The organism is Ornithinibacillus gellani (assembly GCF_003730295.1).
Taxonomy (GTDB): domain Bacteria; phylum Bacillota; class Bacilli; order Bacillales; family Amphibacillaceae; genus Ornithinibacillus_A; species Ornithinibacillus_A gellani.
Map to the genome: position 1 here is coordinate 193,218 of NZ_QTSZ01000041.1, position 25,241 is coordinate 218,458.

Genomic DNA, 25,241 nt, shown 5'->3' on the forward strand with positions numbered 1-25,241 from the left:
ACTAGTTAAACTGGTAGAATGTAGATATCTATTTTACGCATTACCCATGATGCCGTTACCCCGACATCCAGTGGGTATTCCTTTTTTCTAAAAAACAAATACATAGGACTGAAGGGAGCAATAACATGTTAAATCTTATTGGAATCGTGGGTACGAACTCTGATCAATCCACGAATCGTCAGCTATTACAATTTATTCAAAAACATTTTGCTGATCAAGCAAACATTGAAATCTGTGAAATTAAAGATTTACCTGCTTTTAATAAGCCAAAGGAAAATCAAGCACCTGAAGAGGTACAAGCACTTGCAGCTAAGATTACTGCTGCAGATGGTGTGATTATCAGTACACCAGAGTACAATCACTCGATTCCGGCTATTTTAAAAAGTGTGTTGGAGTGGTTATCCTATACTTCACAGCCACTCGTTGACAAGCCATTGATGATTACCGGGGCTTCCTATGGAAAGCTAGGTTCTTCCCGTGCACAATCCCATTTACGTCAAATTTTGGACGCACCTGAATTGAAGGCACGAATTATGCCAAGCTCTGAATTTCTTGTCGGCTATTCCTTGCAGGCCTTCGATGAAGAAGGAAACCTAAAGGATGCAAACAAAGTAAGTGAACTCGAAGATATTTTTAATGATTTTACACAATTTATTGAGATTACCAATCATTTGGTAAGCAAGAATCCAACGAAAAAAGCACAAAAATTTTCTTGGGAAGACAATTAATTACGAGGAGGGCTAGATCATGAAAATTGTTGGAATTGTTGGTTCAAACGCCGATTTTTCATATAATCATCAGTTATTAAATTTCATTGCAAAACAATATAAGCAATTGGTTGAAATCGAAGTGTTGGATATTAAAGACGTGCCCATGTTTAACCAATCAGATGATCAAACAGACAGTGCACCCATTCAACATTTAAATGAAAAAATTACCGAAGCAGATGGTGTTATTATTGCAACACCAGAATATAACCATTCGATTCCATCTGCATTACAAAGCGTCATTGAATGGCTCTCATTCAAAATTCATCCACTCGATGGAAAGCCAGTCATGATTGTTGGGGCTTCCTATGACGTACAAGGCTCCTCACGCTCTCAGCTTCATTTACGTCAGATTCTCGATGCCCCAGGTGTAAATGCAGTTGTGATGCCCGGTAATGAATTCCTATTAGGGGAAGTGCATAAAGCATTTGATGAAGAAGGAGATCTTAAGGACGCAGAAACAGCTAAATTCCTGGAATCCTGCATCAAGAAATTCATTCGCTTTATCAATGTCGTGAATGTACTGAATGCACCTGAAGGCATGAAAGACCTATCAAGCGCGGAGGATTTATATGCGACAGGCTCCATCGATACAACGATTCAAGGCATCGACATGATGGCCGATGATTGGGTCGAACAAGCTGCTGAAGCAACTGGCGCAGTAGACGGTGATACGTATGTAAAATTGGATCGTGGAATTTTGACCGTCAATCAGTTGAATCACTTTTTGAATTCTATGCCAGCTGAATTAACTTATGCGGACAGCAATAACCAATTCTTATACTACAACCATCATTTGGACGCGGAAGAAATGTTTGCTTCCCGCCGCCCGGAACAGGTTGGTTATCCATTAGCAGAATGCCATCCCAAGCAAGCATTTAGCGGTGTTTCTTGGGTCATTCAGCAATTACGTAAAGGGAAACAAGATGTCGTTAAAACACATGTACCAACACATGGTCCAGATAAATTTGTCGTTCATAATTATCAGGCGATTCGTGATGAAGAAGGAAATTATCTCGGAATTAACGAATACGTACAAGATATCAAACCAATCATTGATTGGTATCTCGAACAAACCGGCCAGCAATTAACAGGCGGTGATGTGGACGCCGTATCCGGTGCTACATCAAAGGTTGACACCGTCTCAGGCGCTACCGTTAAAGGCTAACATTTCATCATGTATAAAAAAGGTTGGGAAAAAAGAAGCAACAATCCTTTTTATCTCAACCTTTTTCTCATTGGAAAAATTGGAGGGGGATTATCATGCAAAGTCGCGAAATCCAGATGATGGGAACGGTGATTCAATTGGCCGTTCTGCATCCATACGCCACATTTATTTTGGACGAGCTCGTTCTGCAGCTGCAAACATATGAAAAACGGTTTAGTGCGCATGACCCCACTTCAGAATTAATGGAAGTCAATCAGAATGCCGGCATCAAGCCGGTTAAGGTACATCCAGACTTATATGCGCTCATTAAAATTGGTAAGCAGCATAGCACAGCGAAGAACAGCGCTTTAAATATTGCCATTGGCCCGCTTGTGCAAGCATGGCGGATCGGCTTTAAAGACGCTCATATCCCGTCAGAAGCAGAAATTCAATCCTTGCTGCAGCAAACGAATGCAGCGCATATCATGCTCAACGAGACGGAACAAACAGTCTTTCTAAAACAGCCCGGTATGTTTATTGACCTAGGCGCTCTGGCAAAAGGATATATTGCCGATTTACTCATTCGGGATCTAGTAGAAATGGATGTTCCAGCAGGTCTGGTCAATTTAGGCGGGAATGTGATGATCCATGGTACCTCGCCGAACCACGAAGACGGCTACTGGCGAATTGGCATCCAGCATCCCTTCCATCCACGAGGAAATAACATCGCCGTATATAAAGCCTGGAATCAATCCATCGTAACTTCAGGTATATATGAGCGAAACTTTACAGCCAAAAATCAAACCTATCATCATATTCTAGATCCGCAAACCGGCTACCCGATCGAATCGGAAATCGCCGGCTTAACGATTGTATCCAAGAAATCTGTCGATGGTGAAATCTGGACAAGCCGCCTCTTTGGCCAAACACCTGAGAAAATCATTCAAACACTGGAACAGGTGAAAGACGTAGATGCCATCGTCATTACGAAGGACGGCACGCTGCATTATTCAGATACACTGCAGCCATATTTGGAAGAAATAAAAACGACCTCTGCTAACTGAAGGGAGGTCGTTTTGTCTATTTAATTCATAACAGAAGGAATCCATAATGCAGCCGCACCTACTACGCCGCTGTTTTGTTCGAGTTTGGATGGTACAATCTCTGTTGTACGTCCATCTGGATTCAATGCATAGGATTGCACATACGAGCGAATGGGCTGAAATAAGGCAACGCCCACCTTGGAAACACCGCCGCCAATGATGATTTTTTCCGTATCAAATGTATTGATCAAACTAACACAAGCAACACCAAGCACTTTTATAACACTATCCAAATACGGAACAATTTCGGGATGGCCTTGATCATATAATTGAAAAACTTCCTCCGTAGATAAGCTTTCTCCTGTGATTTTAGAGCCTTCTCTGGAGATGGCCGTTCCGGAAGCTATCATTTCCAAGCAGCCTTTCTGACCGCAAGTACATGTTCCAAAGGAAGGATCAACCACCATATGGCCAATATCGCCGGCATTCCCTTTACGTCCACGTAATAATTTCCCATCACAAATGATACCGGAACCGATTCCGGTACTTACTGTCATATAAATAAAATGATTACATGATTGACCAGCGCCAATCCATTTTTCCGCTAGTGCCGCAGCATTCGCGTCGTTCTCCAGTCTTACCGGAAAATCAAATTCTTTTTCAACCCATTCTTTGATTGGAATATCCCTCCACGTTGGTAAATTAGGCGGACAAGTAATCATCCCCTTTTTACTATCCAATGGGCCTGGAGCACCAATACCAATACCTTTTATGTGCTGAGTTGGTATGTTGGCGTTTTGAATAACCTTATTCACTTCACGATTGATTCTTGAAATCATATCATATGGGGTTATCGTTAAATCTGTAGGTATGACAGACTGTTCAATCACCTTGCCTGTACTTTCTACAACGCCAATGGCAACCTTGGTTCCTCCTATATCTACACCGATCGTGTATAACATGGTAACCCTTCTCCTTCATCCTACAATAAGTTCTGTTGTACATAATGATAGACCGCTCCGATCAAATTGGCATCAGCATGAAAATAACATGTATCCATAGCCGGAATAATCGTTGCAACGTCTATCGCTGTAATAAGCTGATTCATTTCTTCCTTTAAGCGGGGGATTAAATCTGTTCTGGCACTAATGGCTCCACCAATTAAAATTAATTCCGGATCATATATATATTGAATATTATATAACCCAATTGCCAGCATGCGGTAAAATTCCGAAATCGCCTGGATACAGACGGGATCTCCCTGCTCCGCCTGCGCAAAAATCCCCTCACCGGTCAGTGCAGACGCATCTATCCCCTTCGCAAGCGCTACCCGCTTAATGATTGAGTATGTCGAAGCAACTTCACTAAATGAATTCATTCCATTTCCCAGCTCGTTCGGATTCAATATGATATAACCGAATTCACCACCATGCAAATGACTGCCTTTATGAATCTTACCATCCTTCACGAGCGCTCCGCCAATACCTGTACCAACGACGACGACAGCGACATCATTTTTATCCTTGGCAGATCCTTTCCAAACTTCAGCAAGCCCGACACAATTCGCATCATTTTCGATATGAGCGGTTAAGCCTGTCACCGATTCAATCCTTGCCTTCATGTTTGGACCATGAAGATATGGTATTGCGCTTGAGCCATGAATGATGCCATTGTCTGCCACAGCTCCCGGGGAACTAATGGCTATTCCATTAATCGCTTGATCTGCATAGATGTCAAGCTGATTTTGAATGACATCCAGTAAGCCTTCCAAACTTTTGGGAGTTGGTACATAGCCCTTGTCTAATATCATTCCCTCATAAGTAACGATACCATATTTTATATGCGTGCCGCCAAAATCAAATGCAAGGATATTGTCCATACGAGTCACACCTCAATAATCTATTCAAAGCCATTTTGTTGCGCAACCTGACCTAGCCATTTGCCGCTTTGTTTCACATAACGTTTTTGGGTGCGAAGATCAACCCGATATAAGCCATATCTATTTTTATATGCATTCAACCAGGACCAATTATCCATAAATGTCCATACATGATACCCAAAGCAGTTGGATCCTTCTTCCATTCCTTTGTGAAGCCACTTCAGATGTTCCTTGTAGAATTCAATCCGGTAATCATCCTGCACCATACCGGAATCATCAATAAACCGCTCTTCGTTCTCCACACCCATGCCATTCTCGGCAACATACCAAGGGATATTTCCGTAATTTTCTTTGATATGAATTGCGATATCATAGAGTCCCTTTTCGTAAATTTCCCAGCCGCGATACGGATTCATGCGACGCTCCGGCCAAATATACGGCTCAAAGAAGTTCTCAGGTAGAATTGCTTCTGTTTGTATAGGTGTCTCTCTTTCCTTTACACGTCGAGGCTGATAATAATTAACTCCCAAGAAATCAACCGTATGCTGTTGAATGATTTCCAAATCGCCTGCCTCTATTGTTGGCAGCAGCTCATACTTCCTTAGCAACTCAACCAATTCACTTGGATAGGCCCCTAAAACGGATGGGTCTAAAAAGCTGCGATTAAAGAATAAATCAGCAATCTTGGCAGCTTCCATATCACCTTTGGAATGGCTTCGCGGATAGGACGGGGTTAGGTTTAATATAATTCCAATTTCACCATGAAGTCCTGCCTGATGATAGGACTGAACCGCTTTAGCACTTGCCAGCATGGAATGAAAAGCAACGGCCACAGCCCGCTTCATATCAACCACACATGGATAATGAAAATCATTTAAATAACCCATCTCAACTGGAACGATTGGTTCATTAAATGTCGTCCATTTTTTCACGCGATCGCCAAATAAATCGAAAGCCGTTTGTGCATAATGATTAAACGCCTCGACCACTTCTCTGCTTTCCCAACCGCCTTTTTCCTGAAAATGCATGGGCATATCAAAATGATACAAATTAACGATTGGTTCCACACCATGCGCAAGCAGCTCGTCAAACATTTGGTTATAAAAATCAACTGCCTGTTGATTTACATTCGTACCATCTGGCAATAAACGCGACCAGGAAATGGACGGTCGAAAGGAATTAAGATGGATAGCTTTCATTCGTTCAATATCTGCTTGAAAGTTTTTATAAAATGTGGAAGTTTCCTGTGGTCCTACACCTTCATGAAATCGCTCTGGCTCTATTTCAAACCAATAATCCCATATGTTCTTTGCTTTTCCATCCACATCTGCGGCTCCTTCTGTTTGGGTTGCAGAAGCTGCTGCTCCCCATAAAAAGCCGTCTGGAAACTGATATGTTGTCATGTTAAAACACCTCTTTCACCATAGATTGAAGTCATTACTACTTTGAAAGTGGACTTCCTTTCACTTGAATACCATGTATATGGAGCATGAATTCACTGAACATTGAATTGGCCCATGAAAACCAAGCCCGCGTAAATTGGGTTGGATCATCTACATGAAATCCTTCATGCATGAGATTTTCGCCTGCGTCTGTCGTCTTAAACATCTGTAAAACAGCCGCTTGTTCTTCATCTGTTTGGGCAGTCATCCCTTGAATGGCAAGTGCAATATGCCAAATATACTGCTCTGGTGTGTGGGGACTGCCAATCCCTTTTGCTGCTTTCCCTTCATAGTAATAGGGATTTAATTTACTTAATAAAAACTTTCTCGTATTTTGATAGATTTCATCATCCACTTCACAGTAACCGAGATATGGAATCGACAGAAGGGATGGTACATTGGCATCATCCATTAAATTATAATGACCCAAACCGTCCGTTTCATAAGCATAGATGGTCCCGTATTGAGGATGCTCGACCCTTCCATAGGTCTGTATGCCATCATCTATTTCCTTCGCTAAAGCAGCTGCTTGGTTTGCCAATCCTTCATCCTGGAAAACCTCTGCTGCAATTTCTTTTACATATCTCAAAGCAACCACGGCAAACATATTAGCCGGTACGAGATAACCATATTGACAAGCATCATCACTTGGACGGAAGCCAGACCATGTCATCCCCGTATATGCTACTGGTGCACCTTGTCCATCATGGGATAGCGTATCCTGAGCAGGGCAGTTCGTCCGTTTAAAGGAATAACTGGATTGCTCGCCATGATTTTGTTCCTTTTTCCATACAGTTAATATATTGTCAATTGCCTGCTTAAACATGTCATTAAAATGCGCTGTGCGACCGGTTGATTTCCAAAATAAATAAGCCAATTGAATCGGATAACAAAGCGAATCGATTTCATATTTTCTTTCCCATAATAAAGGCGTCATCTCTGTTTCGTCATCGGCATACCGTTCACCTGTCGGACTTTCATTAAATGCATTTGCATACGGGTCATGCACAATATATTCCATCTGCTTTTGGATAACCCCTTGAATCATATCAGCGAGCTGCGGATCCGTTTCAGCAAGGATTAAGTACGGTCTCACCTGTGCTGCTGAATCCCGAAGCCACATGGCAGGGATATCCCCCGTAATCACAAAGGTAGTTCCATCCTTCTGTGGACGGATGGTCGTTTCATACGTATTCGAAAAACAATTCTCAAACATCGATGCCAATTTCGCATCCGCTGTCTTTGACTTGATCTGGTCGATCATTTCTATCATTGTGGCAGGTATTTTCCGATTGTCCATAGCTAATATTCTCCTTCACCCAAGCTTTACCAAATACATCGATTATTCTAATTCAAATCCTAATGTAATTATTTCATGATGCTGAACAGGAGTTTGCACTTGATCATGAGCCAGCTCACCCTTCTGTTCTTCTAAAATATTACTCTTGTATATATGTGCTGTCTGTTTTGGCAGCTTTACCTGTAATTCATCATCTGAATCGGCCATATTAAACCAGCGGGCCATGACATGTTGATTCTCTTGCTTCACCTTCAAAGAAGTAAATGCCAATGTCTCGCCCTGCCATTCGATAAAGGAATGAGCAGATGGTAATTTCCCTTCATGAATACCCGTTTGCTTCACTACCCAAGGGATTTGATATTGATAGGCATCCTGATAGGCGGAATATTTTTCCCCTTCACCTTCAAATGGGTAAATTCTAAACGCTGTCGTTTGTTTCCCCTGACACTGGGCCTCTGGCGTTGGGAAGTATCCCCAGTCGCCCATCTCCCTGACAGAACGAACCAATGTAACGGCAATCGTTTGTCTGGAATCTCTTAATACCTCATATTCATTTAATCCCTTATTGGCAATAACGACACCAGCTGTTTCATTACTTATCGCAACAAACTTCTGCTGATGCTGCGAGTGATCCGGATTGGTCCATTCGCTTGCAGGCATATGATCACGCTCCGCTACTTCAAAGATGGCATCCACATCATGTGTTTTACTCTCGATATCCGTTGGGAATAATACCCGGAGACGATGGTCTTTCACCTGATTATCAAAATGGCTCTCCACATTGATTCCCCGATCATTTTTTTCAACGGTAACGCGTGTTTTGATCGTAAATGGAACCAATTCATCGGTACGTGTCGCTTTCCGCTCCGTAAACCAAACCACTTCTTTTTGTTCCTGATCCAGCAAGTCTGTTGCACCTTTTGGCAGCTGCCATTCATGTGTTATTTCAACTACCGCCTTTAGTGGTGTATCTTCCAGGATGCGTGTCGTCGCTTGCAAATCCTTCGTCGTGAAAGCCGTTTCGCCATCCGGCTGTTTATACATATATTCACTGCCCACATCACCTGTATCTTCATACGTACAAAAATCGGTATATTGACGATTCGTTTGTTTATCTGTAATAGTGAGAGAACCATTCGCTTCAATCACAAGCTTAAAATAGCTATTTTCTATTTCACGTTCGTTTTTAAATAAGGAAGTGTCATCCTCGTTCACCTGCTTTTTCACCAAAGCATACGTTTGATAGCCTAATGCCGGAACTTCAGCGGCTTCAAAGGTAATGCGAGCTTGTCTTGCCATATATGGCTGACGGAATCGATCATCCGGTAAATCGTAACCGAAGGAAATGCCTAAATCCTCTATTTGACATATGTATTCCTTTCCTGTCTCATCCATCACAACAGCTTCCCCTAAAGGAAATGCTTTCAGCTGTTTTTTATGAACCCCTTCAGAAAAATATTCCCGTTTCATATCCAATGTTACAGATACAACACCTGAACGCGCATAACCACTCGTATTAAAAACAGTAAACACAGGCGGCTCCCCTGCAACGTCTTTCCATGCAGTCGTATCAATCTGCGCGGTTACTGCTTCCAGGTTATCGTCAATAATCGTTTCCGCAACATGCTTCGCTTTTTCAAAACGCGGAACCATTTCCCGATGCACTTCATCAACGCTACAACCACAAATGCTGTCATGCGGATGGTTTTGCATTAATGTTTTCCATGCATACGCAAATTGATCATGTGGATAAGCCGCTCCCAGGATATGGGCAAATGTCGCTAACGGCTCAGCTACATTTTCCAATAATGTTTCACACGCTCGATTCATCTGCTTCAGATACAAGCGGGAGGAAGCAGTATTTACCAATGTCCCCCAGCCATCCGTCTGCTGGCTGCGCAATTCCCCTTTTATTTCTTTTAATGAATCTGGGAGCGTATTGGTAAGCTCCTTTACATAGTCATTAAAGTTCGAGTGTTTAAAATCAAGGTCAGGATATAGCTTTTCAGCCGTTTGAATTGCTGCTGATAAATCCGTTTGAATCGGTTGATGATCACAGCCGTTCATCATGAGCATATGTGGGGTAGCCGCATACTTCTCCAAGCTTTGAATATGCTGATCCCAATAGACTTTAGCGGCTTGCTCCTCCACCGGAACCTCATTTCCATTACAATACCAATTCGCAAATAAAATACCATATACAGAGGAACCATCCGGTGAACTCCAAATCATTTCGGAATAAGGTGATTCAAAGTGATCCGTCTCCACCACCGTATTATTAAATCCTGTTGGCTTTACACCACGGCCAAATACAGCATGTTCAATACCAGCCTGTTTCAGTATTTGCGGTGCCTGCCCCATGTTGCCGAATGAATCAGGAAAATAACCGATATGGGATAGGCCACCCCACTTCGCCACATCCTTCAAGCCATATTGGAGATTACGAATATTCGCCTCACTGCTGGTCAAAAACTCATCCTGTAAAATATACCAAGGCCCAATATAAATTCGCCCATCATCGATTAATTGTTTTATTTTGTCTCTCATTTGCGGACGCACTTGCAGATAGTCATCCAAAATGATCGTTTGCCCATCGAGATGAAAGCTCTTATAATTGGGATCCTCTTCCAATGTTTCGATGAGTTTGTCCATCAGCTTAATTAACAGCATATGATGTTTTTCATACGGTAAATACCACTCGCGATCCCAATGCGTATGAGAAATGATATGGATTGTTTTTTTGTTGTGCATTTGATTGCCTCCATGATATTGATCTAGAAAATGGGTCGTGAAACGTTGATTATCCTTTTGTTGCACCGCCTAAGCTAAATCCTTTAGACATATATTTTTGACCTACAAAGTACAGAATGATCACTGGAATGGTATAGACAAATGAAAACGCCGCTAATTGCCCATAAAAGACCATTCCATGCTGTCCAAAGAACTGAAAAATACTAACAGACGCTGGCAGTTTTTCTCTGGATTGAATTAAGATAAATGGTACAAAGAAGTTTCCCCAGCTATTGGTAAATGTGAATATTAACACGGTAAAAATACCAGGCTTCATTAAAGGCGCGACTACTTTCCGAAGACCTACAAGCACGGAGGCGCCGTCTACCCAAGCAGATTCCTCTAAACTAACTGGCACAGAGTCAATAAAGTTCTTCATCAGCCAAATCCCGTACGGCAAACCAGATGCAGCCATAAAGAACATCGTTGCGATGAGTGAATCATTCAAGTTAAAAAATACAAACAGCTGATAAACCGGCACCATAATCGCCGTCATCGGCAAACCTGACATAAATAAAATCGTCAGTATCATCGAATTCTTATGTTTCAAATGGTATCTCGAAAGTGGATAAGCAGCCAATGCCGAACAAAAGATTAACACAAGTGACGAAACGAGCGACAGAAACACCCCAATAACGAAGGATCGTAATATTTCCGGATCCGTTAACAATTGGGTATAGTTTTCCAACGTAAATTCGTCAGGCCACTCAATAGACAAGGTTGCATGGGCATCAAATGATGCAAAGATTACCCAAAGTAATGGAATAAAAAACATAATGCCAATGATTGATAGAACCATGTAAGGCAATGCTTTTTGAATGATTTTCCTTTTATTCATATTCAATCCCTCTTTTATTAGTCAGTTTTCAAAAAGCGAATATATAATAGACTCAAAGAAATTCCAATTACCAACAACACTAAGGAAATCGCTGTTCCATAGCCCAATTGATAATTGACAAACGCTTGATCATACATGAAGATCGGTAAAGTCGTTGTTTTTTCACCTGGTCCCCCACCGGTTAGTGCATAGATCAATGTGAAAACGCCAAGTGTTTGCAACGTAACCAATACCATGTTTGTCACAGCTGAACCCTTAATGATTGGTAAGGTAATTCTCCAAAGTCTCTGCCAAGCATTAGCTCCATCAATTTTTGATGCTTCTTCCACTTCTTGCGGAATATCATCGAGTGCCGCTTGATACATGAGCATAGAAAACGCAGCACCATGCCAAATATTTACGAAAATAACACTAACAAGCGGGAACTTGAGCAGCCAGGCAATTGGTTCAATATTGATAAATCCCAGCATGATATTTAAAGTTCCTGAATCACTTAGGAAAGCAAACCAAACAAACGCGACAACAATTTCCGGTGTGATCCATCCTGCCAGAATTAATATCCCAATAATCCTTCTGAAAGGACGCGCTTTTTGTTTCATGAGATAGGCAACTAAAAACCCAACAATTTGCTGACCAATCACTGCTGAAGCAATGAGGAAGACAATTGTGTTTATCACACTTGTCTTAAAGCTGGGATCCTGAAACATTCTGATAAAGTTATCAAATCCCACAAACTGCGTATCCCTTGCAGCCGCTCCCGTTAAAGACATGTTTGTAAAGGAGAAATAAAACGTCATGATAATTGGACCTAATACGAATAGTAATAGGAGAACGATAGATGGTAGGCCGAATAATACGGTTTTTAAATATATATTTCCATTTAGCGACTTACTTTTACCCAAAATGAAACACCTCTTTATAAGAGGATGGGACAAAACGCTATGATTGTATCAAAAAACGAACATGATATAGCCAGGATACCTTGCATCGGAAATATACTACTATTTCCGATGCGGGTCCATGTTATTGTTCGTTTGTCTGATCCATATTTTTGGTTATGTCCCAACCCTTTGTCAGTATCAATTCGTTCGTGATTTATGATGTAAGGAAGCGATATTTATTCTTCTTCTGTTTTATCTTCACCGACATCTCTGTTTACGTCTTTTTTAAATTGCTCCAATGCCTCTTCAGGTGTAAGCGTACCAGTCGTAACTGCTTCTACAGCTTTTTGAATATTGGAAGAAACCATTGGATATTCATCGTACGTTGGTCGATACGTCGTGAATTCTAGAAATTCTGTTATCTTTTGTTGATAGGTCATTTGCTGATAATCATCCAATTCAGCAATATCTTTTCTTGGTGTTAACGCTGTACCATATCTTAAATTGTCTTTACTTGTTGCTGTCTTAATAAATTCAAATGCCAAATCCTTATTGGCAGCTTTTTCAGGAATAGCTAATGTCCATCCACCGGATACGGTAACCTTTCCATCGCCCTGGCCATCCATTGTTGGCATCGCCGTGATGTCAATATGGTCTTCCCATTCCGGCCATGGGCTATTACCACTTTCCTGCCAGTTACCAGACATCCAGTTACCATCGAGCGCAATTCCTACTTCACCTTTTGGCATTAATTCTGTTGATACCTTTGCCCCGGCTTGTCCTGTAATACCCCAGCTGAGACTTGGTCCTAAATCGTTTTGATATACATGGTCAATAAACTTTAGAGAATCTAAAAAGCCTTCACTGCTTACTACCCATTTACCAGTGTCTTCGTTATACAAATCACTGTCTGTACCATTTAACAGCATGAGGAATGTTTGCATTGTAGTACCTTCACCCATTGCTTTACCAGAGTTCATCCAAATCGGTACCTCAACGTCATCCTTGATTGCTTCCGCAGCTGCTAATACATCGTCCCAGCTTTCCGGATTCCAAGGCGTTTCGATTCCGGCTTTTTCCAAAACGGTTTTATTATACCAGAGACCACGAACATCCGTTGAAATTGGCACACCGTAAAACTCTCCGTCTTCTCCAGTGACACCATCTTTAACCGCTTCATAGAAATGATCCCAGTCTTCCCATTCCTCTAACTTATCTGTAATCGGGGCAAGGTAACCTGCAGCCGCATTTGGCTTCAGCCCTTCTGAATCCTCCATGACAATATCTGGTGCTGTATCAGCCGATCTCATCATCAAAATCGTCTTGTTCGGGTAATCCCCCTCATTACTATCAATTGGAGTGATTTTTACAGTGACCCCTTCATTTTCTGCTTCAAATTGTTCCTTTGCTTCCTTCATCCATGATTCAAATGATTCATCGGGTGCTTTATAAACAATTTCGATTTCATTAGCCGACTTCGAGCTTTTCCCTTCTCCTCCGCCACAGGCAGCAAGTGTTAAAATAGCTAAAAATAAGACTGACAATAAAAGTATTCGTTTCTGAAATGTATTCATCTTTCTTCCCCTTTCTAATCTTTACTATTTTGAATGGATCCCAACATGTATATAAAACAAGGTTCACCACCTTATTTCATCGATGATTATATGAGGATATTCTCTGGATAATCAAAAATCTTTTGTTGGATGATGGAGGCCGCGCCCATCAAACTGGACTGGTTGCCAAAACTCGATTTAATAAATGGAATATCATGGGCAAATTCGGAAAAGACGCGATCCTTAGCTATTTCTTCCGTTACCTGAATAATTTCCGGGTATAATTCAATCATTTGTCCCCCAAAAATGACGGTTGTAGGAGAAAAGAAATTCATTGCATTGGTGACGCCGATACCGAGGTAACGACCGATTTCATTCAATATATGTTGCACCAATGGGTCGCCATTTTTTCCATGTTCCATAATGGTTTCCAACGTTAATTCTGCTTCATCGTTTAAATAAAGCGCTGATAAGGAACTCTTTGAGCCGCGGCGGATTTCCTGTTTCACTCTTTTAACTAAAGCAATCCCGGATGCCAAAGCTTCCAAGCAGCCAAAGTTCCCACAATTACATTTCGGACCATCTATATCAATGGAGATATGTCCAATTTCACCGGCACCATTCTTATAACCACGGTAAATGCGAGAGTCGATAATAATTCCTCCACCAATACCTTGGTCCGCAAAAATATAAAGTATATTGCCTTTTGAACCGGCACTGCCAAACCATTGCTCTGCAAGTGCCGCGGCATTGGCATCCTTCTCCAATACCGTTGTTAATTCATACCGCTGTTCCAGTAATGCTTTAATATTTACATTCTTGACGCCGTGTAAGTTGGGTGGCGTTAAGATCTTTCCATCATCTTCATCGATTGGGCCTGGTGCAGATACACCAATGCCGACAATTTTAGAGAAGGACAAGTCAGCCTGAGAAACAAGCTCGTCAATCACCTTGTAAACCTTTTCAATTAAATTAGGTTTATTCGATGGATCTGACATACTTACTTCATGCTGATGATAGATGCTCCCTTTAAAATTGACGAGCGCCGCTGAAACCTGTGTGACCCCTATATCCAAGGCAATGACATAGTAGTTGTCCCAATTAAACTCATACAAAATCGGTCTTCTACCACCATTCGATTTACCATAACCCGACTCCCGGATTGCCTCTATCTCCAACAGTTCTGTAGTGATATTTCCAATCGTCGCAAAGGTTAACTCACTCTTTTTGGAGATTTCCGCCTTTGATACGGGGCCTTCCTTGTAAATGAGCTTCAAGACCAGGGATCGATTATATTGCCTGATTTGATCTGTATTCCAATGTTCTTTCTTTTTCATTGTGCATTGTCCTCTACTTTTTTTAACACGTATAATAAGTGTGTATATAAGAGCGGTTTCATATAAAAATAACGTATAATAACCCGTTTATATTTCACCCTTATTAAAACGTTTTTAATAAGTTGAGTTCATTATAGCACTTGATTTCTTTTCTGTAAAACATCTTTTGTATGCACTTACAATTGCCCTGTTCCAGTCAGAAGGATGGCCGGTACATCATTTTGTAAAATACGAATGCTGGGACAGCACGAGCCCAACATTCGTATGTCGATGATGATTTCTTACAATTGATCGATTACTTTATTTGTATTGGAAGTAAGGGATTCGAAAGCTGCTTCGGTAATTAAACCATTTTCCAGCTGATATTCCAGCAACGCCTTAAATCCTTCCAGATGTTTGGCAACCTTGTCCATTTTGCCTTGTTTTTCATAATGCTCGACTGTGGTTATATGCAGTTTTAATGCGCGCAGGGAATCACTGTCCGACAACTCTCTTCTAACATCCAATTGTTGAAGTAATCGCTTCAGATCAGATACCGTCACGTTTTCATTTAAATATCCAACACTGTATTTGAGACTTTCATCTACTCCCGGTGTTTGCAGCGTGTAATAAATCCGTCCCGCTTCTTCACCGAAGTCTAAATCCGTAAATGTAACGGTGCCATCTTCCTTCGCTACCTTTTCCGCTAAAACCTGATTCGAATCCATCGTGTCATACAATCGAACCACTTGATCTTTTTTAACATTTTCCAAGGTAACTTGATCTTGTGCACCTTCGTTATTTTCAGCTGAGACAAAATGCAACATTACATTTTCCGTCTTCGGTAATTTATCGCTTTCGAATAGTTGCCATTCATAAATACGAATCGCACCCCAAGGCGAAGCACCGCTATTGTGTACTTGCAATTTGAATTCACTTGCCGTAATTGGCTCCTCTAACACAATATCAGTCACCGCTTCTTCATTATCTGTTATTCTTTCAGCCCGGACCCAATCTCCATTGGCATCTTTATAGAGCAGTTCAAAGTCAATGGTGTTCATATTTTTCTCTTCTCCGCCAAACTCCGCATGTTCTACTCTCCACCGTTGAATCGTCTTTTCTTCCCCGATATCAATCGCCAAATGTCCTGTTTGCTTATTGGTCGCAGCCCATTTCGTGCTGGAAGAACCATCTAATGCTTTTGCAGCTGGTTCAGCGGGATTCTCAAATGAAACATCGGTAACTTCTGCGTTTAATGCCACGTTTTCAGATGGTGGGCTCTCATCATATTCCGTCGCGTGAATATCCAAGCCCCAATCAAAGTCTACTTTTAATGCTTTTCCACGTTCAAACGTATCATTAATGGGTACAATCTTGATCGCTGTAACCTGATCATCCGCAGCATTTTCCACTGTTCTGGAAATGTTCGGTGTGTAAAAATGGTGATTCGGTGTAACCCCTAATAGCTTCGTATCTCCATGGGCATTTTCTTGATAAACCTCATACTGCAATGCATCTTCGTTTGGTGTCCAGCTGATTCGCGCTTCCGCTTCGTCAGCAGCATGCAGCATCTTTTCATCTATCTTCGCCTTTTCGACGGAAAGCTTCGGGGCTTCCGCATCATAAATGGCAAGCTGCCCCAAATGAAGCGCATAATCATGTACTTCATCCGTATTTTCAACCTTTACACTTACGGCATAAGCAGTTTTTCCGCTTTCCGCACTCAAATCAATTTCAGTTGTTTCCCAATCTTTGTCAGCGTCCGGTAGCGGGTAATACACGATATCTTCCTCCGCATAATCCTCACCATATGCAACGCCAAGTGAAATATCAGCGCCAGGCTCATTTTGATAAACCAGACGTACTTTGGTTTCATCGGTCACAGAAATCTTCGTGCTATATAGCATGACTTCATTCTCAGCGTTTGCTTCCAGGTCTCCACTGAATTGTAATGAATTCCCGCCATTATAGGCTTTGTCAAAATCATACGCTCCAGTTAACTTGCTGCCTTCTCCTCGAATCCACCAACGCCATGTCGGCATAATATCCTGCACAGAACGGTTATTCCATTCCTGCGCACTTACTTCTTCTCCATTTGCATAGTATTTCTTCCCATGCCCACTGTTAAAATTGGTGGTGAATGGCTTATTTTGGATCACAGATGAATCTGTCGCAAATCGAGCCAGCCCCTTCCAATCGGCTGAATCATCTGCTTTGGATGGATCACCCTGCGGACCAGTCCAGAGATAGTTTTCCTGCTCATGAAAATCAGCCGGATCACTCGCAAGACCCATCGTAGAGTTCGGGGTATATAGCGCGATGGAGACCTTTGATTGGCCATTTTCATCCAGCAGCGCATCTGTATTCACGTTTGTATTATAGGAATTCTGTTGTAATTCAAATCCGGCAAACGCTTGATAAGGAGAATGGTCATGTTTCTTCATCGTTGCAACTGTCGTATTGATTTTATCCACATTCCAATTGTAATTTAAAAAGAACTCATCGACTCCATACACGCCATCTTCCGCACGCTCCACATACATATCATTTTTGTCATTGACAGCATCCTGATAGGATATCGTGCCATTATTCGATTGTGAATCATACCAGCTAATTTGCAGGTCGGAGTGACGTTTTATATAGCGCATCATTTCATTCATGCGTACGGCCGTTTCCTTGCTTACACCGGACGTTTCCTGGTTGAAGAAGTAACCATCAAAACCATAATACTCCGCTACTTCAATCATCTTATCGGCTACCGGAAATGTTCCGTCCTCCAATTGCTCCGTAAAGGCTTCAATCTCAGCCAATGTTTCCGGTGAACCAGGTCCCCAAGGGAAACCTAACGAAGCATAAACTGGAACACCATTCCGATGGGCCGCATCGACAATATCAGGGGATGGTAATGCAAATACCCCCTCTTTATTGGGAGCACCAGGCCAGTAAATATAGGATTCCAGCAGCTGCCAATGATCAAAGGCATACACATCAAAGTTATTGCTCCCGACAGAGCTAGATAAATCATGGTCCGGCGTCGTAATCGAGGCTGCCATAATCCCAACTTCAGGATGTGCCAATGGGTTAATTTGATGCCCTTTAAATCGGTCTTTATTTAGCGGTACACTCGCCTGATTCAATTGCGCATCCGGATCATCTTCAGGGGACCATTCCAAAAGCGACTCCACACTGAAAGCGGGTGCCACTGGCTGCAGGCTTACTTCATCACGATAGCGTTCATTGATCATATGATCCTCACTATCTTGAGCAGCAACACTTAATGGCATGGAAAAATGAGATAATATGAGCAACGTAATGGTTGCAGTAATCAAATAATAAAAATGCTTGTTCTTTTTTAACATAAATATCCTCCTTCGACATCGCCAATTTTAATATCCAATCGTTTGTACAATATACGAAAGATCACAGCCTTCGGAAAACGGTCTCCCTCCTTTTTATCACCCCACTTCTTAAATGCGATTTAAAAATAAAAGCAAAATAAACCGCTTACAAATATAAGCATTGGGTTAAATCTGTTTGTTTGGGCACACTAATTAAATTACATTTAAGAAGTTCATCAAAAAGCATATCACATTCTCTCACAGACGGTAAATAAGATTTCGTGTTTTCCGAACATAATACTTCTTTTTACCTAGATTAGCTATTATCAGAAGGAACGGGTTGAAAAGCATGCAACAACCGCCTACATACATGTACTCCACACGGATAACCTACAAACAAAATCAGAACGGTCCATCATCAGACAACGGAAACGGTATTCCCATGAGAAAGATTGAAATATAAAGGGTTGACCGTTGTTTTTTTGGCTTTCAACAGCCTGTAAAATCACCACCATACAACTCGTTTTAAAGCCGCTAGAAGTATACTTTGTACCTATTGTAGATGAATTTTGGATATGATAATCTAACTATAACTTCACATGCATACATGTTACTATTTGATTAGGCATGGTGGTCTGTAGAGGAGGAAAAATGCCCCCTCTAGTACCCCATGTCTTTTTTGGCGACTTTTTGGCCTACTTGGTCTACTTGACCTACTTTATTAAATTAAGAAAGTGCAGGATGTGGCTTGTGTAAGCCTTTTGGAATAGCGGCGATTATTCCAGCACCTCCAGAAGCGAGCAAAACCGCTTGTTCGGACGTGCCTTGCGCAGCTACGAACTTCCCTGCATCATGCATGTGAACCAAATAGTATTTTTTAAGGTGGTGTGACAGCGCTTCCAGATTTTGAAAAGTACTACAGCAATTTACAGGCTTCACCCTAGGAAATTCATCAAGAAAATAGAGGAGGATATGATTCTTTATGCGCAAAACAATTATTTTTACGTTGTCCTTACTGGTATTTGGATGTATAGGAATCATCGGTAATGCTTTTGTATCCAACGCGGAAGAAGTGAAAGATGACCGCATGACAGAAAAAGATATCAAAGACAAATTGGTACCGCTGCCTCGCGACATTCAAGTATTAGACGGCAGCTTGGAAATGACGGAATCCGTCAATATTTTAGGACAGGAAACGGCAGATCAAGATGCCTTAAACAGCTTAAAAGCATTCTTAACAGAAAATGGCATTGAAGTGAACGACACCATTCAGGATGCTTCCACTACCATCGCTTTAGGTGAAGAAGGAAGCCTTACAGATGATGTGAAGCGCATCGAAAAGGAACTTGATGCTACGAACGAAGCAGACTTATCTGCAGAGGGATATGTATTGAACATTGACTCGCAGGAAGCAGGTGGCACCATCTTTCTAAAAGGTGCCGATGGAGCAGGGACTTTTTACGGTGTGAAAACATTGATCCAATTAGCGAATACAGAAGACGCTTCGCTTACCTTTGCAAATTTGCATATCGTTGATGAGCCTTCCATGCGTGTGAGAGGTATTATTGAAGGCTTCTATGGCAGTCCTTGGGATCAGGCAGATCGCCTGGATCAGATTGAATTTTACGGTGATTATAAAATGAACACCTACATTTATGCACCGAAAGACGATCCATATCACCGCGAGAAATGGCGCGAGCCGTATCCGGAAAGCGAATTGGACCGCATGGAAGAATTGATTCAGACAGCAAATCAAAATAAAGTTAACTTTACCTTTGCGATTTCTCCCGGTATCGATATTCGTTTTGATGGAGAAGCAGGCGAAGAAGACTTCCAAGCATTAATTGAAAAAAGTGAATCCCTATATGATATGGGCGTGCGTGATTTTGCGATTTTATTCGATGATATCGACAATAAAGATGGCAAAAAGCACGGCGAATTATTAAATCGCTTTAATGAAGAATTTATCAAAGAAAAAGAAGATGTTCACCCGCTAATTACTGTACCAACGGAATACGACACCATTGCAATGGGCGGAGAAGTTTCGAATATAAGCAAGTATACCAAAGCGCTTTCCGAAACAATTGATGACGACATTACGGTTATGTGGACAGGACAAGTGGTCGTTTCCGAATCCCTTCCACTTGAGAACGTACAGTTCATGCAGGAAGTATATGGCGACCAAATCGGTGTATGGTGGAACTACCCGGTATCAGATTATTTAACATCGAAGCTGGCATTGGGACCGATTGTCGATATTGACAAGCGACTAGAAGGGGAAGTTGATTTCTTTACGATGAACCCGATGGAGCATGCCAACATGTCCAAAATCACGTTAGCAACTGGTGGAGACTATTCCTGGAACATTCCAGATTATGATTCCGACCGATCCTGGAATCGCTCCATTGAGCTTTTATTTGGTGATCTTGCTGACGAAATGAAAACCTTCGCCAACCACTCCTCCCGTATGACGGGCGCATGGAGTATCGGACGGAAGGATGCACCAAATGTAAAAGAAATGATCAATGACTTCTGGGCGAACGTTTCCAAACGAAAAGACGTGACAGAAGATTTGAACCAGCTGGAAGAAGAATTTACGAACATGGTACAAGCAGCGGAAACATTGAAATCAGAATTACCAGCGGAAATTCTTAATGAATCCGAGCGGAACCTGGATAAATTACAATTACTCGGGGAAAAAGCGCAACTCGCCTTAGACATGGTCATGGCAAAAGTGAACCAAGAAGATGCGGAATACGACGCGCTTTATGAAGAGCTGGAATCCAGTCTTCCCGCATTAAACCGCGGAGCAAGAGTATCAGAAGAAACAGTACTCGCATTCATTAAAGATGCAATGGACTTTGATACACTACCAACTGTTTCATTTGATGCTTCCAAAACATTGGTAGCTCCAGGGGAGGCAATCGAATTTTCAAGTACAAGCTCCCTCACGACAGAGGAATTGGAATGGTCATTTGAAGGTGCAACAGTGGAAACAAGCACAGAAGAAAACCCTACTGTTGTCTACGATCAAGAAGGCATCTACACCGTCAAGCTTGTCGGTAAAAACGTGCTTGGCGAAGATGAAGTCATCAAAGAAGGCTTCATTACAGTTACAGAACTAGCTAACCAAGAAACAACGAATCTGGCATTAAATAAAGAAGCAACTGCCTCCAGCATTTGTGCACCGACAGAAGGAGCAGAAAAAGCATTTGACGGCAGCACCTGGACCAAATGGTGTGCCAATGGCGCAGGCCCGCATACGTTAACAGTAGACTTGGGCAGCACTAACCTCGTTAGCGAGATTATCATCAAGCATGCAGAAACAGGTGGCGAGCCAGTTGGTTCCAACACAGCGGCATACCGTGTGTTGATCAGTGAAGACGGTGAAAACTTTGAAGAACTCGTTCAAGTAACCGATAACGAAAGCGGCATTACGAAGGACCAGGTTCCAGCTACAAAAGGTCAATATGTGCGTCTCATTATCGACAAACCAACACAAGGGGATGACAATGCAGCACGTATTTATGAGCTAGAAGTGAATGGACTGGAAGGCGATGTAGATCTGCCGCCTGTATACACACCAGAAGAACCCGAGCTCGTGGAAAATGCTGATGAACTAAAAGCACTTGTCCAAGAAATGGCAGACGAAGGAGCTATCCAGAAACAGGCAGTCCGCCCGCTCATCGTCCATTTGGAAACAGTCAGCCATTTTGAGAAAAAAGGATCCGCCAATAAGGTGGTCAAACATATGGAAGGCTTCAAACAAATCCTGGACCATACGTTAGAAAAAGACCGGATTGACGAAGCATCCTATAACACGCTGCTGGAAAATGCAGATCATTTAATCGAAATTTGGAAATAAACACAGCAAGGAGCAGCCTCCAGCACTTGTATACACAGGTGCTGGAAATGCCCCTGCATCATGATGACATCGGAGGAGAACGACTTGAAAAAAACATCCGTCATTTTATTATCAGCCTTATTGATACTATCAACTTTCATCAGTCCCGTTGCTGCGCAGCAATCCACGCAGTCGAAGGAGGAACTAGCTAGCTTGGCATTACCAATTGTTCAATCCTATGAAACCGACGAACAAGCTACAACATGGACCATGGACGAAACAACAAGACTTGTTATCCCAGCTACAGAAGCTTACATGGAAAATGATAGACTCAAAGAAGTAGTAGAGCTCGTAGCAGCAGAATTTTTGGAAAAAGAAATTCCCGGAACAAAAGAAATTGAAAAAGTATATGCAAAAGCATCAGATACTACCGCGCAGGACATCGTTGTAACTTTAGATGAAAATGCAAACATCACCGAAGAAAGCGACAGCGAAGAAGCATATAAAATTGAAATCAACGATGACGGCGTAAAAATTGTCGCCGCTTCCGAAAATGCAGCACTATATGCATTACGCACCATCCAGCATTTGATGATTATCAATAACGAAAGCCTTGTATCCGGAGAAATCATCGACTATCCAGAACTGGAAGAACGTAGAATGCATGTTGATATGGCTAGAAAATACATCACCAAAGAATGGATCATTCAGCATATTAGAGAAATGTCATATCTAAAAATGAATACCATCCAGCTTCACTTCTCAGAAAATATGGGCTTCCGTATTGAAAGTGAAACAGACCCAGCCATCGTGTCACAGGACGGCTATTTAACAAAAGACGAAGTAAGAGAGATTTTGGCAGAAGCGAAGAAATATGGCGTGAAAGTCATCCCATCTCTAGACACACCAGGACATACAGAACATATCCTGAAGGTTCACCCAGAATATGGACAAGTAGATGTAAATGGTAACCACAGTGATGTTGCTTTAGATATCACGAATCCAGAGGCTGTAGCATACATTAAGAGCCTTTATAGCGAATACATGGAGCTATTCGCAGGCTGTGAACATTTCCATATTGGCGGAGATGAATACATGGAATTTGACCGTGACCCATTCATTTCTGATTACAAGCCAGTACTAAACGAATATGCAAAAGAAACACTTGGCGAAGGATACATCTGGAAAGATGCCATGGCCAACTATATCAATGATATTGCAGCACATGTACACGAAGCAGGCTTTAAACCAAGAATTTTTAATGACGCCGTCTACTATGGGGAAAACGGTAAAAACTCCTGGGAACCAGAGGAACCAAAGCAAAAGATTGACATGCATGACTATATCGGCATTGATTTCTGGTCACAAATGGCATGGAATAAAAGCATCGCCAAACTAGATGCCTTTATCAATCGCGGCCATGAAAATATTTACAACATGAACGCAAGCTTTTTCTACTATGTACTAAGAAACGACAAGCCAGATGATGGCCGTGAACAACATTCCTTTGACTATCTAAACCAAGATAAACGAATCTATGAAGAATGGTCACCTGGTAAATTCCAAGAAAATACGGTTGCTGACGACTCCTCCTTTATCAAAGGTGCCGCATTAGCGATTTGGAATGATAACCCAGACTTAGTTGGCGAAGATGTGATTACCGAAGATATCGCGAAAGAATTACGTTCCCTTGCTACGAAATCCTGGAACACATCCAGCAATGAAATAGCTGACATCGATACATTCAAAGCCAACTACGCCAAGCTTGGAAATGTCGCCGCATTTGAAAAAGGCAGCGAATTACCAGAAGTAGAACCCATAAAAGTAATTGAAAAACAAGTAACGAACGCAGAAGAACTAAACGACGTCGTGAAAGAATTATTCGCAAACGACCAGCTTGACCTGAAGGCAGCCCGCCACCTATCCGTTCATTTGGATACCGTCAAGCATTTCGAAAAGAAAGAAGAAGCTAGAAAAGTTATCAAACATATGAACGGCTTCAAAGATTTACTCGATCATTATCACAACAAGAAAAACATGATCGACGCCGACGCATATGAAGAACTGCTAGACCAAGCTAACCACCTGATCCAATTATGGCAGGATAAATAAACAATAGCATGATGAAGCCAGGCCAATGAATTGGGGCCTGGCTTTTTTGTGTGCCTTTCTGTAGTCCGCTTTTGAAATTTTTTCATTTGGCATTTTTACGAGTTGCTGTTAAATATAACTTTAGCTACAGGATGGGTGGAAGTTGCATGGGTTTGGGTGGAAGCTCGCATGCCCCGGCACGAAAGTCGCATGACTTGGACCCATACTCGCATGCCCCCGCACGAAAGTCGCATGACTTGGACCCATACTCGCATGCCCCCGCACGAAAGTCGCATGACTTGGCCCCTAACTCGCATGCCTCAGCATGGAAGTCGCATGCCTTGGACCCTAACTCGCATGCCTTCCTGCTAAAGTCGAGCGCCAAACGGGTAAACTCGAGCACCAAACAGGTGAAGCCGAGCGCCAACTGGCTATAGTCGAGCACCAAACAGGTGAAGTCGGGCGCCAAACAGGTAAACTCGAGCGCCAACCAGCCGTACTCGCGCATCCCCCAGCCAAAGTAATTTTAATATGAGGGAATCGGCTTGCCGATTCCAACCCCATTTGTTTTAAAAGAACTTTTTATCCCTTTTGCTAGAAAGTCGCATGGGTTTGGATGGAAGTCGCATGCCTCAGCGTGAAAGTCGCATGACTTGGCATCAAACTCGCATGCTTCAGCATGAAAGTCGCATGCCCTCGCACGAAAGTCGCATGCCTCGGCACTCAACTCGCATGCCTTCTTGCTAAAGTCGAGCACCAACCTTCCATACTTGCGCCTCCCCCCCAGCCAAAGTAAATTTAATTAGGAGGGAATCGGCTTGCCGATTCCAACCCCATTTGTTTTAAAAGAATTATTTACTTCTTTTTGCCAGAAAGTCGCATGGGTTTGGGTGGAAGTCGCATGACTTGAACCCTAACTCGCATGCCTCAGCGTGAAAGTCGCATGACCGACCTGGCCCCCAACTCGCATACCTCAGTGTGAAAGTCGCATGCCCTGGACCCTAACTCGCAT

At 42.2% G+C, this 25,241-nt stretch carries 15 protein-coding genes; 5 read left to right on the forward strand and 10 right to left on the reverse strand.

The genetic code is table 11. The features are described from left to right. Positions 1-125: 125 nt before the first annotated feature. The 3 genes from DX933_RS13240 (at position 126) to DX933_RS13250 (ending at position 2,978) form a co-directional block, all read left to right on the forward strand. Positions 126-728, forward strand: a complete 603-nt coding sequence (locus tag DX933_RS13240) for an NADPH-dependent FMN reductase (protein WP_123316923.1) — start codon at positions 126-128, stop codon at positions 726-728. Positions 729-747: 19 nt separating this feature from the next. Then, entirely contained in the window at positions 748-1,935 is a 1,188-nt protein-coding gene (locus DX933_RS13245; RefSeq protein WP_123316924.1) for an NAD(P)H-dependent oxidoreductase, read from the forward strand. Positions 1,936-2,030: 95 nt separating this feature from the next. Further along, on the forward strand, positions 2,031-2,978 hold the full coding sequence (locus DX933_RS13250; protein ID WP_190279523.1) for an FAD:protein FMN transferase: 948 nt from the start codon (positions 2,031-2,033) through the stop codon (positions 2,976-2,978). 20 nt (positions 2,979-2,998) lie between these two features. Here DX933_RS13250 and DX933_RS13255 read toward each other — a convergent pair whose 3' ends face one another. From DX933_RS13255 to DX933_RS13300, 10 genes are all read right to left on the reverse strand, one after another. Next, positions 2,999-3,919, reverse strand: coding sequence for an ROK family protein (locus DX933_RS13255; RefSeq protein ID WP_123316925.1), 921 nt, complete (start codon positions 3,917-3,919; stop codon positions 2,999-3,001). Between the two features lie 20 nt (positions 3,920-3,939). After that, positions 3,940-4,836 carry an ROK family protein gene (locus DX933_RS13260; protein WP_123316926.1) on the reverse strand — a complete coding sequence of 299 codons (897 nt, stop codon included), beginning with the start codon at positions 4,834-4,836 and terminating at the stop codon, positions 3,940-3,942. Positions 4,837-4,856: 20 nt separating this feature from the next. Then, positions 4,857-6,239 carry a glycoside hydrolase family 1 protein gene (locus tag DX933_RS13265; protein WP_123316927.1) on the reverse strand — a complete coding sequence of 461 codons (1,383 nt, stop codon included), beginning with the start codon at positions 6,237-6,239 and terminating at the stop codon, positions 4,857-4,859. Between the two features lie 37 nt (positions 6,240-6,276). Further along, positions 6,277-7,578 (reverse strand): glycoside hydrolase family 125 protein, encoded by a 1,302-nt coding sequence (locus DX933_RS13270; RefSeq protein ID WP_123316928.1) that lies wholly within the window; start codon positions 7,576-7,578, stop codon positions 6,277-6,279. A 42-nt stretch (positions 7,579-7,620) separates the two neighbouring features. Next, positions 7,621-10,329, reverse strand: coding sequence for an alpha-mannosidase (locus DX933_RS13275; protein WP_123316929.1), 2,709 nt, complete (start codon positions 10,327-10,329; stop codon positions 7,621-7,623). 49 nt (positions 10,330-10,378) lie between these two features. Continuing rightward, positions 10,379-11,206 (reverse strand): carbohydrate ABC transporter permease, encoded by an 828-nt coding sequence (locus tag DX933_RS13280; protein WP_123316930.1) that lies wholly within the window; start codon positions 11,204-11,206, stop codon positions 10,379-10,381. A 17-nt stretch (positions 11,207-11,223) separates the two neighbouring features. Continuing rightward, complete coding sequence (locus DX933_RS13285; RefSeq protein WP_123316982.1) at positions 11,224-12,003, reverse strand: carbohydrate ABC transporter permease; 780 nt, start codon at positions 12,001-12,003, stop codon at positions 11,224-11,226. Between the two features lie 320 nt (positions 12,004-12,323). After that, complete coding sequence (locus tag DX933_RS13290) at positions 12,324-13,661, reverse strand: extracellular solute-binding protein (RefSeq protein ID WP_123316931.1); 1,338 nt, start codon at positions 13,659-13,661, stop codon at positions 12,324-12,326. Positions 13,662-13,747: 86 nt separating this feature from the next. After that, positions 13,748-14,977: an ROK family protein gene (locus DX933_RS13295; protein ID WP_123316932.1), complete on the reverse strand. Its 1,230-nt coding sequence runs from the start codon at positions 14,975-14,977 to the stop codon at positions 13,748-13,750. Positions 14,978-15,258: 281 nt separating this feature from the next. Then, a complete protein-coding gene (locus DX933_RS13300; RefSeq protein WP_123316933.1) occupies positions 15,259-18,315 on the reverse strand; it encodes an endo-beta-N-acetylglucosaminidase in 3,057 nt (1,018 codons plus the stop codon). A 961-nt stretch (positions 18,316-19,276) separates the two neighbouring features. Here DX933_RS13300 and DX933_RS13305 point away from each other — a divergent pair. Further along, positions 19,277-22,159, forward strand: a complete 2,883-nt coding sequence (locus DX933_RS13305; RefSeq protein WP_123316934.1) for a beta-N-acetylglucosaminidase domain-containing protein — start codon at positions 19,277-19,279, stop codon at positions 22,157-22,159. Positions 22,160-22,243: 84 nt separating this feature from the next. After that, positions 22,244-24,250 carry a beta-N-acetylhexosaminidase gene (locus DX933_RS13310; protein ID WP_223805968.1) on the forward strand — a complete coding sequence of 669 codons (2,007 nt, stop codon included), beginning with the start codon at positions 22,244-22,246 and terminating at the stop codon, positions 24,248-24,250. The last annotated feature ends 991 nt before the right edge of the window (positions 24,251-25,241 follow it).